Origin of the sequence: Lysinibacillus sp. NPDC093712, assembly GCF_050280025.1 — a bacterium.
GTDB lineage: Bacteria > Bacillota > Bacilli > Bacillales_A > Planococcaceae > Lysinibacillus.
The window spans coordinates 691,474-707,416 of the sequence record NZ_JBNNUU010000002.1 but is presented as its reverse complement, the minus strand read 5'-3'; the positions used below and the strand labels follow the sequence as shown (position 1 = coordinate 707,416).

Sequence of the window (15,943 nt, the reverse complement as noted above, 5' to 3'; positions counted from 1 at the left end):
ATTGAAATGAATGAAGTATGCGAAAAAAGCATTGCTATTACTAGCCTGTTTTGTACTAGCCTTTATGACTTTAACACCATCAGTCACACTGGCTGCTACAACGATTCAAGATGTACCAACATCTAATAGTAAATACAAAGCTATCTCATGGGCTGTCGATAACGATTTACTATCGTTAAATAGTGCGAATAACTTTTTACCAAACGAACAAGTAACTGAGCGAGAGCTAGTAACAATGTTTGCTAAGCTTGATAAAAACTATGCGTTATCTTATAACGAGAACGTTGCTTATAATTTTTATAGTGATTTGTATTTACCGTTTGATGGAACACATGTCATGGCGAATCGTTCAAAATCTATAACTAGAGGTCATTTTGCACGTATCTATGCTGCATTTCAAGGTTTAGATTTGGATGAGCCACAAGCTGTACAATATTTATATACAAATGATATTTCAACTGGTAATACTGGAAAAAAAACATTTGCTGATTTTAATCCTTCTACGAAACTATCTCGCGGCGATGCAGCTGAGTTCTTATATCGTATTGTGCAAAATAATTCCTTTGCTGTACAAGGATTGAAACGATCTGCAGCAGGACGTGATAATGATAAAATTACTTTGCCAGCAGGTTTTATGGGCTCTAATAGTGGTGAGTTTGAAGAACCAAAGGATAATGAAAATGATTTTACTGGTCCCGACTATGTTAATAATGCATTACAAAGTATTGAAATTGAAAAACCAGATTTAATTGCGAATGGTGAGGATATGACGCCAATTACTGTATCTTTAAAGGCATGTAATGGTGACCCTATTGCCGATGATAAGTCATATACGTTCCGTGTGACTTCTTCAAATGGAGCGGATATTGTAAATGCAGCTGGGGAAGCTGTTCGTAATGTACAATCTGACGGCTCAACAGTAACAGCATTTGTTAAAGCGAAAAAGTTAACGAAATCAGTGCGTGATACGATTACTTTTGAGCTTATTAACAATACAGATCCTAGCATGAAATGTCTTGTTGGAGAAAAAATAAATGCACACGTTCGTTACTTACCACAGCCAGAATTACGCATTGATTTTAAAGTGTATGACCCAACGAACACGGATGATAACGGAAGTGTAACACCACCATATGTACAATATGAAAAGCCACCTGAGTTTTTCACAGAAAATTTGATTGATGTATATGGTCCTGTACCGTTAAAACCGGATGCAGATGAAAAGAAATTCAGCATTGGGCAACGAACGAATGTTACAAATGCCCTTGGTCAAGTAGAAAATATCTACTTACAATATGGTGGCTCAGATCCGAAGTATCCAGCACTCGGATATGAAAATGCAATTTTACAATTTGAAAACTACAATATTTCGGTATATTTATTTGAAAAAATACTGAATGATCGACTAAAAGACTCAGTGACGACGCCAGCTAAGACTGAGATTATGTATATGATTTCTGAAGATGGTCGTCCGATTTATCGCATCCAAGGAATCGATGATAATATTGCGTCACAAGTTGAAAACATCAATCCGGTTGGTGCAATCATTCAATTAATGAGTCCAAAATATATGCCGGAAGAAAAGAATTTGACATTAGAGCATTATGATAGTGTGATGAAAATTTATGCAATTTTAACGAGCCTAAGTAATTATGAGCGTACAGTATTATTGAAATACCAAGGTGGTAAATTACTAGGACAAGTAGAAGCATATAAGAAACGTGTAGAGGCGTTAAAAGAAAGTGCTGACGCTGCCGCAAGGCCAAATGGTAAGGACAGATATACACAAGTAATGGTGACGTTAGTGAGTCCAGGTGGAGAAATTATTACCGACTATCAAGGAACTGTAAAAATCAAATTTGATGGTGTTGAGAAAACAGCTTCCTTCGTCACGAATACTTCGGATTATTTGAATAATACAGGTGGTCCTGGAACTGCGGTCGCTTATTTTGACTCAATCATTTATGGCAAGTCTAAAATAGAAGCAACACTCGTCAATAAAATTGATCCACGTTATGCAACAATATTGAAGTCTCTTACGGATAAAACGATTACGAAAGAAATTTTCACAAATCCTTACTTTAGTAAAAATGCATGTACATTAGCAACTGAAGTCGCATATGTAGTTGATTACTCATCCTCTATGAAACGAATTGACCAAACGAATTATCGTGGTACAAAAATGATGGAACTGATTAATCAAATAAAAGCGAAAAACAATATTGTGATTGAAACGAATACAAGTGCAAACTTATTGGGTGAGGGCAGCACCGAAAATGTCTTAAAGAAAGATTTATATCGTACATCGACGGATAAAGGTGCTACAGATATCTTTGCGGGTATAGAGTTGGCTCTAACTAAATTCTCGAACGATACAAAAACTTCTAAGTCCATTGTTGTTGTGTCTGATGGTAAAACAAGCAAAACAAAAATGACAAAAGTAATCAATGATGCGAAAAAGAAAGGCATTAAAATTTACACTGTAAGTATGGGCAAGAAAAATCAAATCAATGAGGCAATCCTTACACAAATAGCTACGGAAACTGGTGGTATTTACTATCATGCTATTGATAATTTACAATTCCATCAGGTTGCTCAAAAAATAATTGATTCGATTTTATGTAAAACTTCGCCTTCAAGTTGTATTAATCCTGAGGACTTATTTGAAGAAGCGGAAGTAACATTACGAAAAGGTTATATTACTATGAATGCAAGAATTGATGGTAATTGTTCAAATGTTGCAAATGTCATTGTTCGTTATTCTTCTGTTAGCGGGGATGTTCAATTTGAACTTAAAAAGCGTAGTGATAGTGTGTTTATGTTGACTAAAAATGTACAAACTATGTATGACTTTAAAGTTAATGGCGACATCGAGTTTCTAGCATATGATAAAGACGGAAATGTAATTTCGCAGCAAACTGTGAAAATTACAAATTAAAAACACTGCTCTTATATAGAGCGATTCTAGACTGTAGATGAACTCAAATGATTTTTTGAGTCGTCTACAGTCTATTTTTATTGTGTTGTGAAGTAGAGCTCATTTCTATTTAAACCTTCACCATCAACTGTATTTTTCTTATTTTCGACACAAGATGCTACTGCATATTTGCGTCCAGTTTTTAAATTTGAAACAGACAGTATAATTTGTTAAACTTAGTTTATAATAATTCTAATGTAGAAAATGAATTATAGTTCTTCATGACATGTTCACAAATTATAGATGAACTATTGTCGAACTGTGCTATAATGAGATTTGTGAATTAGAACGTGTGAGGTGTTATTCATGCATACCATCGTAGTAGGCTTGAATTATAAATCAGCGCCAGTTGAAATTCGTGAAAAGCTATCTTTCATAGAGAGCGAGCTACCACAAGCAATGGAAGCGCTGCAAAAACAAAAAAGTATATTGGAAAACGTCATAGTTTCGACGTGTAATCGGACAGAAATATATGCAGTAGTTGATCAATTGCATACTGGCCGACACTATGTAAAGCAATTTTTAGCAGATTGGTTTAACTTGCCTGTGGAGACTTTTTCTTCTTATTTAACAATTCGAGAAGAAGATGAGGCATTAGAGCATTTGTTTAAAGTAACAGCTGGAATTGATTCAATGGTACTTGGTGAAACTCAAATTTTAGGACAAGTGAAGAAAAGCTTCTTAAATGGACAAGAGATTGGGACGACAGGTACGGTCTACAATCAGTTATTTAAACAAGCAGTCACATTTGCGAAGCGAGCACATAGCGAAACAGCTATCGGAGAGAATGCGGTATCTGTTTCATATGCAGCAGTAGAATTAGCAAAGAAAATTTTTGGATCTTTACAGCGCAAGCATGTTGCTATTTTAGGTGCAGGTAAAATGGGCGAACTTGCCATTGAAAATTTATATGGCAATGGCGTAGGAAAAGTAACGGTTATTAACCGTACGTTTGAAAAAGCAGAGACTTTAGCTGCTAAATTCCAAGGCGAAGCAAAATCAATGAGGGAATTACAATGCTCGTTACTTGAAGCGGACATTTTAATTACGTCTACAGGTGCAACAGATTTTGTTATTGATTATGAATTAATGCAACTTGTTGAACGTTTACGTAAAGGTAAACCATTATTTATGGTAGATATTGCGGTACCACGTGATATTGATCCGCGTGTTGGAGACTTACCAAACGTTTTCTTATATGATATCGATGATTTGCAAGGTATTGTAGAAGCAAACTTAGCAGAGCGTGAACGTGCAGCAGCAGAAATTACACAAATGATTGATAAAGAAGTTGTACAATTTAAAGATTGGTTTGCAACGCTAGGTGTCGTGCCAGTTATCTCGGCTTTACGTAAAAAAGCAAATCAAATTCAAGAAGAAACAATGATCAGTATTGAAAATAAAATGCCAGAGTTAACGGATCGTGAACGTAAGATTTTAAGCAAGCATACAAAATCAATTATTAATCAATTGTTAAAAGAGCCTATCTTACAAGCTAAAGAAATGGCAAATTCATCAAAAGCAAATGAACAGTTACGTTTATTCCAACAAATTTTTGGCATTGAAGATGCTGTGGAAGTAGAAGTAGATATGATGAGCAAGCAAGAGCTTGAGCGTAAAGAACGTTTACAGTCATCGCAAACACCTACCGAACCAAAGTATTCTTTCTAGATATGTCTAGACATTCGAGCTCCACAATCGCTTGAGATTCACGATGTGAGTCATGTAGCAATAGCGCTAATTGCGTAGTTTTGCTGACGTGTGCGAACTTGAAATTACATGAGGCGTTTTCGTATCTGTATGGTAAACTAAAGATACGAAAACGTCTTTTTTTAGGCTGGGATACTGTTTATAGTAACTTTAGCACTTTTTGATATAAAGAAGGGATGTCCATTGGCTGATTTGACAATGACAAGGCTCTATGAAGTAATGATCGTCTTGTACGCGATCAGTCTAGTGTTTTACTTTACTGATTACTTTTATAAGCAAGTACAAACAAGGCGAATTGCTTTTTGGCTTGTTTCATTTGTATGGGTAATTCAAAGTGCCATTATTATTTTAACTTTTGTAGAAACAAAACGATTCCCGATTTTATCCTTATATGAGGGGATTCTTTTCTATTCTTGGTTACTTGTATCACTGTCGATTATTCTCCATTGTATAGCGAGAGTCGATTTACCAGTATTTATTATCAATATATTAGGATTTGTATTTGCTACTATATTCACATTTATGCCGAAAAGACCGACGGGTGCAGTAGGAGAGACTTTAATTTCAGAAATGCTCTTTATCCATATTTCATTTGCGATCTTATCGTATGCGGCTTTTACGTTAACTTTTGTGTTTGCGATATTGTATTTAATCTTATATCGTTTACTAAAAAAGAAAAAGTGGTCACAACTATGGACACGTTTGCCGTCACTACAGCAAACGAGCAATTGGATGAACATATCATTTTTTATTGGTATTCCAATGCTATTCATAAGTTTAATTTTAGGGTTTGAATGGGCATTATTAAGATTAGAGAGTTTATCTATCTTTGATGCGAAGATAATAGGGTCCTTTATCATTTTAGTATTATATTGCTGTATTTTATATGTGAATCGTAAAAGTAAGCTGACAGGTACTAATTATGCGTGGGTACATATCTATGCATATTTATTAGTTGTTGTAAACTTCTTTTTAGGGAGTAGCTTATCTCGATTCCATTTATGGTATTAGAAGAAAGGTTGGAGACTGTTGAGAAAAATTATTGTAGGTTCTAGGAGAAGTAAATTAGCATTAACGCAAACAAATTGGTTCATCAATGAGCTAAAGGCAGCAGGTGCGCCGTTTGAATTTGAAGTAAAAGAAATTGTGACAAAAGGCGATCAAATTTTAGACGTTCAACTTTCTAAAGTTGGCGGTAAAGGGCTTTTTGTAAAAGAAATTGAACAGGCACTTTTTGATAAGGAAATTGACTTTGCTGTTCATTCTATGAAAGATATGCCTGCGGTACTACCTGAAGGTTTAGTCATTGGTTGTATTCCACCACGTGAAGATGCGCGTGATGCATTTATTTCTAAAGGTCATGTGAAGTTTGCAGATCTTCCTGCAGGAGCGATAGTCGGGACAAGTTCTCTTCGACGTAGCGCTCAACTCTTAACGATGCGTCCAGATATTGAAATAAAATGGATTCGTGGGAATGTAGATACACGTTTAGCAAAACTTGAAACAGAAGAATATGATGCAATTATTTTAGCTGCTGCAGGGTTAAAACGACTTGGCTGGAGCGATGATGTCGTAACAGAATTTTTATCAGTTGAAAATTGCCTGCCAGCAGTAGCGCAAGGTTCTTTAGGTATTGAATGCCGTAAAGATGACGCTGAATTATTAGCTGAACTAGCAAAATTAACTGATAATGCTACATGGCAAGAGGCACATGCAGAACGTGCTTTCTTAGCAGCTATGGATGGCGGTTGCCAAGTGCCTATCGCAGGGTATGCAAAGCTTAATGGGGAAGAAATTACACTTACAGGTTTAGTTGCTGCACCAGATGCATCTGTAATCTATAAAGAGACTGTAAATGGTATTGATGCCGAAACAATTGGCAAAGAACTTGCTGAGATGTTAACGAAGCAAGGTGCCTATGATTTAATTCAACGTGTGAAGGCAGAGCAAGATGCACAATAGTTTACCTTTACAGGGTAAAACAATCGTTTTAACAGGAACATCTAAAACAGCAACAGTTGTAGAAGATATTTCCTCTTTAGGTGGTCAGGCAGTTTTTGCCCCATTGATAGAAACTTGCGAAATTATCGATATAAATGATGGCGTGCATTTAGAATGTGCGCGTCAATTTAACTGGCTAATCTTTACGAGTCAAAATGCGGTAGATGCTTTTGCTAAGAAGATGGATCGCAGTCATTTACGTGCAAGTCATTTTCAAGGGAAAATTGCATCTATTGGAACTAAAACTACCGAGGCATTAGAAAAGTTAGGATTTCAAGTTAGCTTCATGCCTTCAGTATTTAGTGCTGATATATTTGTTAAAGAGTTTCCAATTATTGCAGGGGACAATCCAACTTGTTTATTTATTCGTGGAGAAAAAGCGAAAAAAACGTTAAAGGAAGGTTTGCCCTTTAAACTCAAAGAATGGACCGTTTATGAAACGATTGAGCGCCACGACCAAAAACAAGTAATTATTGATTGTATTCAGGAGCATGCAGACGTCACAGTAATATTTGCAAGTCCTTCAGCTGTAGATGTATATGCAATGGATATAGCATCAATCGTTGGTTGGGAAAAGGTACGTGTGGCAGCAATCGGTCATATTACAGAAGCAGCTATTTTAAACCACGGTGCTGCTGTAGACATTAAGCCGAGTGTTTATACGATGCAAGCAGTCATCGAGGAATTAACGAAAGTAGAGGAAAGAAAATGACAAATTTACAATTTCAAAGACATCGTCGTTTACGCGCAAATGCAACGATTCGATCTATGGTAAAAGAAACTTATTTACACAAAGAGGACTTAATTTATCCGATTTTCGTTATTGAAGGCGAAAATATTAAAAATGAAGTTCAGTCTATGCCAGGTGTTTTTCAATTTTCATTAGATAACCTAGGTGCTGAAGTTGATGAAGTTGTTGCTTTAGGTATACCTTCTGTTATTTTATTCGGTTTACCAGCGGAAAAAGATGCGGTTGGTACGGGTGCTTTCCATGATCATGGCATTGTACAAGAAGCTACGCGCCTTATTAAAGAACGTCATCCAGATCTTTTAGTTATTGCAGATACATGCCTTTGTGAATTTACAGACCATGGTCATTGTGGCTTAATCGAGGGTAATCAGATTTTAAATGACGCTTCTCTTGATGTTTTAGCACGCACTGCTGTATCACAAGCACAAGCAGGGGCAGATATTATTGCGCCATCGAATATGATGGATGGCTTTGTTGCTGCAATACGTACTGGTCTTGACGAAGCTGGATTTGAAAATGTACCGATTATGTCATATGCCGTAAAATATGCATCAAGCTACTATGGTCCTTTCCGTGATGCCGCTGATGGTGCACCGCAATTTGGGGATCGTAAATCGTACCAAATGGACCCTTCAAATCGTATGGAAGCATTCCGTGAGGCAGAGTCTGATATCGAAGAAGGTGCAGATTTCTTAATCGTGAAACCAGCTCTTAGCTATTTAGATATTATTCGAGATATGAAAAATAACTATACATTACCGATTGTTGCCTATAACGTATCTGGTGAATATGCAATGATTAAAGCTGCAGCTATTAATGGCTGGATTGAAGAGAAAAAAGTCGTGCTTGAAACATTGCTAGGCATGAAGCGAGCAGGCTCTGATTTAATTATCACATATCATGCTAAAGATGTAGCACGTTGGTTGGAGGAGAAATAAATGGCGCGTTCTTATGAAAAATCAAAGCAAGCATATGCAGAAGCTATTAACTTAATGCCAGGTGGGGTTAGTAGTCCAGTTCGTGCATTTAAATCTGTGAACATGGACCCAATATTTATGGAATCTGGTCACGGTGCAATTATTAAAGACATTGATGGCAATGAATATATCGACTACGTATTATCATGGGGTCCTTTAATTTTAGGTCATACTCATCCAGACGTTGTAAAAGCAATTGCTGAAACTGCAGCAAAAGGCTCTTCATTTGGAGCACCTAGTTATACAGAAAATCGATTAGCTAAATTAGTATTGGATCGTCTGCCTGGTATGGAGATGATTCGCTTTGTATCATCTGGAACAGAGGCAACGATGTCTGCATTACGTGTAGCGCGCGGTGTAACAGGACGCGATAAAATTTTGAAATTTGAAGGATCATATCATGGTCATGGTGACTCATTACTTATTAAAGCTGGCTCAGGTGTAGCAACATTAGGCTTACCTGATAGCCCTGGTGTACCAGCGGATATTGCTCGTAATACATTAACGGTTGCCTACAATGATTTAGAAGGTGCTCAACAAGTATTCGAAAAATTTGGTGCAGAGCTTGCTGCAGTAATCGTTGAACCAGTGGCAGGTAATATGGGCGTTGTACCGCCGCAACCAGGTTTCCTCGAAGGTTTACGTGAGTTAACAACTAAACATGGTGCATTGTTAATCTTTGATGAAGTAATGACGGGCTTCCGAGTTGACTATGGCTGTGCTCAAGGTTATTTTGGTGTGACACCTGATATGACAACGCTAGGAAAAGTAATTGGTGGCGGTCTGCCTGTAGGTGCGTTTGCTGGTAAAAAGGAAATTATGGAGCAAGTAGCACCAGCTGGGCCAATTTATCAAGCTGGCACACTATCAGGTAATCCATTAGCAATGACAGCAGGCTATGAAACTTTATCACGCCTTGATGCAAACTCCTATGAGTATTTTAAAAAATTAGGAGATCAATTAGAGGAAGGTTTCCGTGCAGCTGCTACAAAATACAATATTCCACATACTGTTAATCGTGCAGGTTCTATGATTGGTTTCTTCTTTACGAATGAAGAAGTAATAGATTTTGCTTCAGCAAAAACGTCTGACTTACAATTATTTGCGGAATATTTCCGCTTAATGGCAGAGGAAGGTATTTTCTTACCACCTTCACAATTTGAAGGATTATTTATTTCGACTGCACATACAGAAGAGCATATTGCGAAAACTGTCGCAGCCTTCCATAAAGTGTTTGAACAATTAGCAAAATAACATAAAGCCATCCATTTAGGGTGGCTTTTTTTATTAAAATTAAAACTTTCAGCATAGCCAAATTGTGGGCGTTTTAGTTTATAATAAAACTATTCATAATAGAAAGTAGTGAATTAAAATGGCAACAGGCACACATTCAGTAGAAGTACCCGTAGCAATCGAGCATGTATGGGAATTTGTTAGCGATATGGAAAAATGGGCAAAGCTTGTCCCAGGCTATAATGCACATACAATGATAGATGATAAGCAATCTACATGGACATTTAAAGGTAATGTTGGTGTACTGAAAAAAACAGTTGAAGTAGAAATTACAATTTTAGAGTGGACAGCACCATCAAAAGTAACGTTCAATTTAAAAGGGTTATCAGATAATTTCACAGGAAACGGTTATTTCCTTGCTGAAAGCATTGATGCAGACAATACAAAAATGACAGGCTTTTTAGAAGTAACAGCAGGGGGCTTAGCTGGTCCTATTTTAAACCCTATCTTTAAGCCAATCGTTCCAAAAGCTACCCAAGTTTTAACTGATCGTGTAGCAAATAAAATTAAAATGGTTAACGTTTAAGTAAAAATAGCATGCCTGATTCTCTCAGGCATGGTTCAGACTATAGACAAACTGGAAGATTTTCGAGTTTGTCTATAGTCTTTTTTTATTTAAAACTAATAAAGGGGATGACTACTGCCGTTGATTTCCGTTACGGGCGGGCGCTTTCCGCGGGCACACCCTCCACTCCGATCAACTAGTGTCAACACGCTCTTTCGAAGGGAAAAGTTAAAATACAGTACAATTATCGCACTTATGATTATATTGGATAGTCGTCTGCTTTAATCATTAAATAAATTTAGAGGTCTACTGCCGTTAATTTCCGCTACGGTCGGGCGCTTTCCGCGGGCACATCGTAAGCCGCACCCCTCGCTAACGCGAAGTCTGTTGCGTCTTACGTACTGTGCGTTCTGAGCAGGAGTCGCCCGCCCTCCACTCCAATCAACTTTTATGTATTGCTAGCAGTCTACTATAATTGCTACTTGGACATGGCAAATAGCTTCATAGAGAGGGGATGCTCGAGTATGGCAAGACGAAAGTAAGAACCTATTTTTCACAATAAAAACAACAAAGGGGATTAAGATTTCTATTCTTAATCCCTTTTGTCGACAAGCTGAGCATGCCTGATTCTCTCAGGCATGCTTTTTGTATGAAATCAAACATGCTAGTTATAGAATGGCTAGCATACATTCCAATTGCAATTCATATGATGCAAAGGGAGGGATTATTATCGAAAAGAAAACTTGGAATATGCGAGAGACATTTTGTTTTCCGGGGTACGGTTGCCCAACAGAAATTGCTGCTGTACAGATAAAGCCACAATGGCAGTCAATGCAATTAGAAGATTCTTTAAGATTAAATGGTATTTATCATATTACAGCGCATGTACGCTTTGATTTTCAAGACATGCAAACTTTCATGGATGCTGAAGACTTAATAAGTATTGATGCGCTTGATGTTCAAGGAGACACAGGTTATTTTGAGTATGCGGTCCCATTAAATGTTGATTTACCAAAAGAGGCATCGATTGAGGACTTAATGGTAAAAGACATTCGTCCGATACTTACCAATCAAAAGTGCCAATTAGAATGGACAGTGACAAGTACGTTTAGCGAATCGGTGCCAGTAGTCGAACACGTCGATGCTTTAGAAGAAAAGCTTGTAGAAGCACCAACGCATGATGTGATGGAAGAGCCTGCATTTGTTGCGCAATCTGTTCAAGTAAAGCAACCGACAACTGTAGAAGCTAGTGCAGCTACTTCAAAATCTAAACAATCGGCACCTGCCGAGCAAAGAATCGTCCTTAGAGAGTCTTCAAGCCTTACTGCTGTGCGAGAATCAAGTTCATGGCATGAAGTGCCGACGATGATATGGGATTTAACAGAAGGCTATACACCACTCAAAGTTCGTGTATCAAATGACATCTTTCAAAAGTAAATAGCATAGAAGCAGTAAAAGTAATAAGATGATAAGGTCGCCAGAAGTTGGGATGATTATGACACGTATAAACTGAAAACCACAAATCGGTACAATAATTGTTCTACAATAAAATCGGAATTGTCGTAGCCAAGGTGGTAAAAGCCAAGGGTTATACTTACGTCGTCGCATATGAATAGTCACTTCCTTTTTCTATTTACTTTTTAAGACTAGCTGAAATTGACGAAATCACTTGAAAAAATACATGAATTTGCGGTACAATGTGTAAAATCGAATATGGATGCTATGACAGGGAAGAGTAGATTATTTGTGCATTTATAGAGAGGAAACGGTAGCTGAAAAGTTTCTATTTGTGCGTAATTGAACGTAGCCCTCGAGCAGCTTTAGTGAACTAGTAGTAGTTAAAGCCGGTTAAACACCGTTAACGAATTGAGAGCCAGCTGTAATAAGCTTAAGTAAATCAAGCATGAATCATTATTTCGAGATGATAAGGGCATTTAGAGCACTTATTAAATGACAAATAGTGGTGTGTAAGAGTACTAATCTTAAAATGCTGGAATTAAAGGTGGTACCGCGAACTTAAACTCCTTCGTCCTTTTGTTGACGATAGGAGTTTTTTTATTTGCTAAAAAGATGTATGCATTTAATTAGCGAATAAGCCACGTGCAATTGTCACGGATTTATTCGGTGTGAATACACTGAAAAATCAAGACGGGTGGTTATCTAGTTTGCCAAAGCTGACGTAGGTCAAAATTATTTACCAACAGGAGGAGACAATATGACAGAAAACATTTCAATGCCAACGAAATATGATCCACAATCAATTGAAACGGGTCGCTATGAATGGTGGTTACAAGGTAAATTTTTCGAAGCACAACCTAAAAGCGGAAAGGAACCATATTCCATCGTAATTCCACCACCAAACGTAACAGGTAAATTACACCTTGGTCACGCATGGGATACAACGCTACAAGATATTTTAATCCGTATGAAGCGCATGCAAGGTTATGATGCACTTTGGTTACCAGGAATGGACCATGCAGGTATTGCAACTCAAGCAAAAGTAGAAGCAAAACTGCGTGAGGATAATATTACACGTTATGATTTAGGACGTGAAAAATTCCTAGAAAAAACTTGGGAGTGGAAAGAAGAGTATGCTGGGCACATTCGCTCACAATGGGCGAAGCTTGGCCTTGCATTAGACTACTCTCGTGAACGTTTCACACTCGATACAGGGCTATCAGATGCTGTTAAAACGGTTTTCGTTCAATTATATGAGAAAGGCTTAATTTATCGCGGTGAGCGTATTATTAACTGGGACCCAGCAGCGAAAACAGCCTTATCGGATATTGAAGTAATCTATCAAGATGTTCAAGGTGCATTCTACCATATGAAATACCCGTTAGCGGATGGCTCGGGCTATGTGGAAGTTGCAACAACACGCCCTGAAACAATGCTTGGTGACTCTGGTGTAGCAGTTCACCCGAAAGATGAGCGTTATCAACACTTAATTGGTAAAACAGTTATTTTACCAATTGTGGGCCGTGAAATTCCAATCGTAGCAGATGATTACGTTGATATGGAATTCGGTACAGGCGTTGTAAAAATGACTCCAGCCCATGACCCGAACGACTTTGAAGTTGGTAACCGTCATAACTTAGAACGAATTCTTGTTATGAACGAAGATGGCACAATGAATGAGCTTGCTGGTAAATACAATGGCATGGATCGTTTTGAATGTCGTAAACAAATCGTAGCAGATTTACAAGAAGCGGGTGTCTTAATCAACATTGAAGAGCATATGCACTCTGTAGGGCACTCTGAACGTTCTGGAGCGGTTGTAGAGCCTTACCTATCAGCACAATGGTTCGTTAAAATGCAACCACTGGCAGATGCCTCTTTAGAGCTTCAAAAAGACGAGGAAGGTAAAGTGAATTTCGTTCCATCACGTTTTGAAAACACATATTCTCGTTGGATGGAGAATATCCGTGACTGGTGTATCTCTCGCCAATTATGGTGGGGACACCAAATTCCTGCCTGGTATCACAATGAAACAGGCGAGATTTACGTAGGGAAAGAAGCTCCTGCTGATGTAGAAAATTGGACACAAGATGAAGATGTATTAGATACATGGTTCTCATCTGCACTATGGCCATTTTCTACAATGGGTTGGCCAGACGAGGCAAATGAAGAATATCAACGCTACTATCCAACAAGTACGCTTGTAACGGGCTATGATATTATTTTCTTCTGGGTTTCTCGTATGATATTCCAAGGAATTGAATTTACAGAACAACGCCCATTCAAAGATGTATTAATCCATGGATTAGTACGTGATGGTGAAGGACGTAAGATGAGTAAATCACTTGGTAATGGTGTGGATCCTATGGATGTTATTGAGAAATACGGTGCTGATTCACTTCGTTATTTCTTAGCAACAGGCTCTTCTCCGGGTCAAGATTTACGTTATACAACTGAAAAAGTAGAGTCTGTTTGGAATTTTGCTAATAAAATTTGGAATGCTTCTCGTTTTGCATTAATGAACATGGATGGTATGACGTATGATGAAATCGACTTGACTGGTGAAAAATCAGTGGCTGATAAGTGGATTCTGACTCGTTTAAATGAAACGATTGAACGTGTAACATCATTAGCAGAACGCTATGAATTCGGTGAAGTAGGTCGTGAACTATATAACTTCATTTGGGATGATTTCTGTTCTTGGTATATTGAAATGGCGAAATTACCAATGAATGGTGAAGACGAAGCTGCTAAGAAAACGACTCGCTCTATATTAGCTTATGTACTAGACCAAACAATGCGTCTATTACATCCGCTTATGCCATTCATTACAGAAGAAATTTGGCAACACTTACCACATGAAGGTGAGTCGATTACAGTTGCAGCATGGCCAACTGTACGCACAGACCTTCACTTTGCAGAGGAAGCAGACAATATGAAGCTTCTTATGGATATTATACGTTCAGTGCGCAATATTCGTGCGGAAGTTAACACAGCAATGAGCAAAAAAGTACCATTATACATTTCTGCTAAGGATGCTGCTACGGTTGCCATTCTTGAAGCCAATAAAGGCTATTTAGAAAAATTCTGTAATCCAGAGTCATTAACAATTGGTGAAGGCTTAGAGGCTCCAGGACAGTCTATGACTGCTGTAGTAACAGGGGCAGAGCTATTCTTACCACTTGTGGGACTTATCAACCTGGAAGAAGAGATTGCTCGTCTTGAAAAAGAATTAGAAAAATGGGCTAAAGAAGTGAAGCTCGTAACTGGTAAGCTGTCAAATGAAAAATTTGTTTCAAAAGCGCCAGAGGCGTTGGTCAACGCAGAACGCGAAAAATTAGCGGACTATGAAGAAAAACATGCCGTTGTATTAAAACGTTTAGAAGAACTAAAAAATATGTAATAACATAGTGAATGATAGTAACAGCAGATGGCGAAAAAGTCATCTGCTGTTTTTCGTTTTGTGAGCCAAAAGATATGTGTTGAGTTAGGAAAAAATGTATAGTATTATACAATGTAGTTAGTATAATAGATAAGGTAAACTATCCGAAAGGTTAGGGCGCAAAGCCTAGGGTCTAAGGTGAAGAGAGAATTGTATTCTTTCAACTACGATTGCCTGGTTACCATTTAAAGTAATGTCATTTAATCTTATGGCTATTCTATGTTGATTAGAATGGCTTTTTTCTTTGGTATGAAAAAGTTATGAAAAATAAAAATGGAGGTTTATCATGTCTGGAAATATTGGAACAGTAGTTGTGAAGGTGAACAAAGCCTGTGATGATTCAGATTTTGTTAATGCAAGAGGGCTGATAGAGGCAAATCTACTAAAGCTATCGGAAGCGAAATACTATCGCTTATTAAACGCAAGTGGGCGCGTTCTTATTAAACATGTTTTAGCGAATAGCAATGGACAAAATGAAGTGAAGAAAACATTAACACGTACAGATTTACTAGTTATTAATAAGATTAATGAGTATTGTTCAAACTTTGATATTTCGATGTTGAAAAGAACATTAAAGAACTCGTTTGAATTAGTGCAAAGATCGGATGTTTTGCCACTTTTGAATAATGATGCAAAAATTATTTTAGATGATATGGGTGCGCTATTAGGTGTCCATCAATTACATTAATTTGCTGTTTATTTGAAATATACTAGTTGAAAACACACAGATGAGCACTCCTAAAGTGCTTTTCTGTGTGTTTTTAAAATTGTGTCTGAATTGTTTGTGTGCCTGGCACCCTTTATACTAGTGTGAAAGGGAGTGTTTCTT

At 37.5% G+C, this 15,943-nt stretch carries 11 protein-coding genes, 1 riboswitch and 1 other annotated feature; all 11 genes read left to right on the top strand.

Going from position 1 to position 15,943, the window contains the following annotated elements; all coding sequences use genetic code 11:
• The first annotated feature begins 10 nt into the window (after positions 1–10).
• The 11 genes from ACQKNX_RS10995 (at position 11) to ACQKNX_RS10945 (ending at position 15,802) form a co-directional block, all read left to right on the top strand.
• Positions 11–2,938, top strand: coding sequence for a VWA domain-containing protein (locus ACQKNX_RS10995; protein WP_427428904.1), 2,928 nt, complete (start codon positions 11–13; stop codon positions 2,936–2,938).
• A 345-nt stretch (positions 2,939–3,283) separates the two neighbouring features.
• Positions 3,284–4,648 (top strand): glutamyl-tRNA reductase, encoded by a 1,365-nt coding sequence (gene hemA, locus ACQKNX_RS10990; protein ID WP_427428903.1) that lies wholly within the window; start codon positions 3,284–3,286, stop codon positions 4,646–4,648.
• Between the two features lie 222 nt (positions 4,649–4,870).
• Entirely contained in the window at positions 4,871–5,698 is an 828-nt protein-coding gene (gene ccsA / locus ACQKNX_RS10985) for a cytochrome c biogenesis protein CcsA (RefSeq protein WP_427428902.1), read from the top strand.
• A gap of 18 nt (positions 5,699–5,716) precedes the next feature.
• The gene (hemC, locus tag ACQKNX_RS10980; protein ID WP_427428901.1) at positions 5,717–6,649 is read left to right on the top strand and encodes a hydroxymethylbilane synthase; all 933 of its coding nucleotides are present in this window, start codon (positions 5,717–5,719) and stop codon (positions 6,647–6,649) included.
• On the top strand, positions 6,639–7,400 hold the full coding sequence (locus ACQKNX_RS10975; protein WP_427428900.1) for a uroporphyrinogen-III synthase: 762 nt from the start codon (positions 6,639–6,641) through the stop codon (positions 7,398–7,400). Before hemC ends, ACQKNX_RS10975 begins: the two co-directional genes overlap by 11 nt.
• Positions 7,397–8,377 carry a porphobilinogen synthase gene (gene hemB / locus ACQKNX_RS10970; RefSeq protein ID WP_427428899.1) on the top strand — a complete coding sequence of 327 codons (981 nt, stop codon included), beginning with the start codon at positions 7,397–7,399 and terminating at the stop codon, positions 8,375–8,377. The genes ACQKNX_RS10975 and hemB overlap by 4 nt, the downstream gene beginning before the upstream one ends.
• Positions 8,378–9,670, top strand: a complete 1,293-nt coding sequence (gene hemL / locus ACQKNX_RS10965; RefSeq protein ID WP_427428898.1) for a glutamate-1-semialdehyde 2,1-aminomutase — start codon at positions 8,378–8,380, stop codon at positions 9,668–9,670.
• Between the two features lie 118 nt (positions 9,671–9,788).
• A complete protein-coding gene (locus ACQKNX_RS10960; RefSeq protein ID WP_427428897.1) occupies positions 9,789–10,235 on the top strand; it encodes a CoxG family protein in 447 nt (148 codons plus the stop codon).
• A 654-nt stretch (positions 10,236–10,889) separates the two neighbouring features.
• Complete coding sequence (locus ACQKNX_RS10955; RefSeq protein WP_427428896.1) at positions 10,890–11,651, top strand: valyl-tRNA synthetase; 762 nt, start codon at positions 10,890–10,892, stop codon at positions 11,649–11,651.
• 276 nt (positions 11,652–11,927) lie between these two features.
• Positions 11,928–12,251, top strand: a binding site (T-box leader).
• Positions 12,252–12,429: 178 nt separating this feature from the next.
• Positions 12,430–15,075, top strand: a complete 2,646-nt coding sequence (locus ACQKNX_RS10950; protein WP_427428895.1) for a valine--tRNA ligase — start codon at positions 12,430–12,432, stop codon at positions 15,073–15,075.
• A 123-nt stretch (positions 15,076–15,198) separates the two neighbouring features.
• Positions 15,199–15,300: riboswitch (cyclic di-GMP riboswitch) on the top strand.
• 100 nt (positions 15,301–15,400) lie between these two features.
• On the top strand, positions 15,401–15,802 hold the full coding sequence (locus ACQKNX_RS10945) for a hypothetical protein (RefSeq protein ID WP_427428894.1): 402 nt from the start codon (positions 15,401–15,403) through the stop codon (positions 15,800–15,802).
• Positions 15,803–15,943 lie beyond the last annotated feature (141 nt).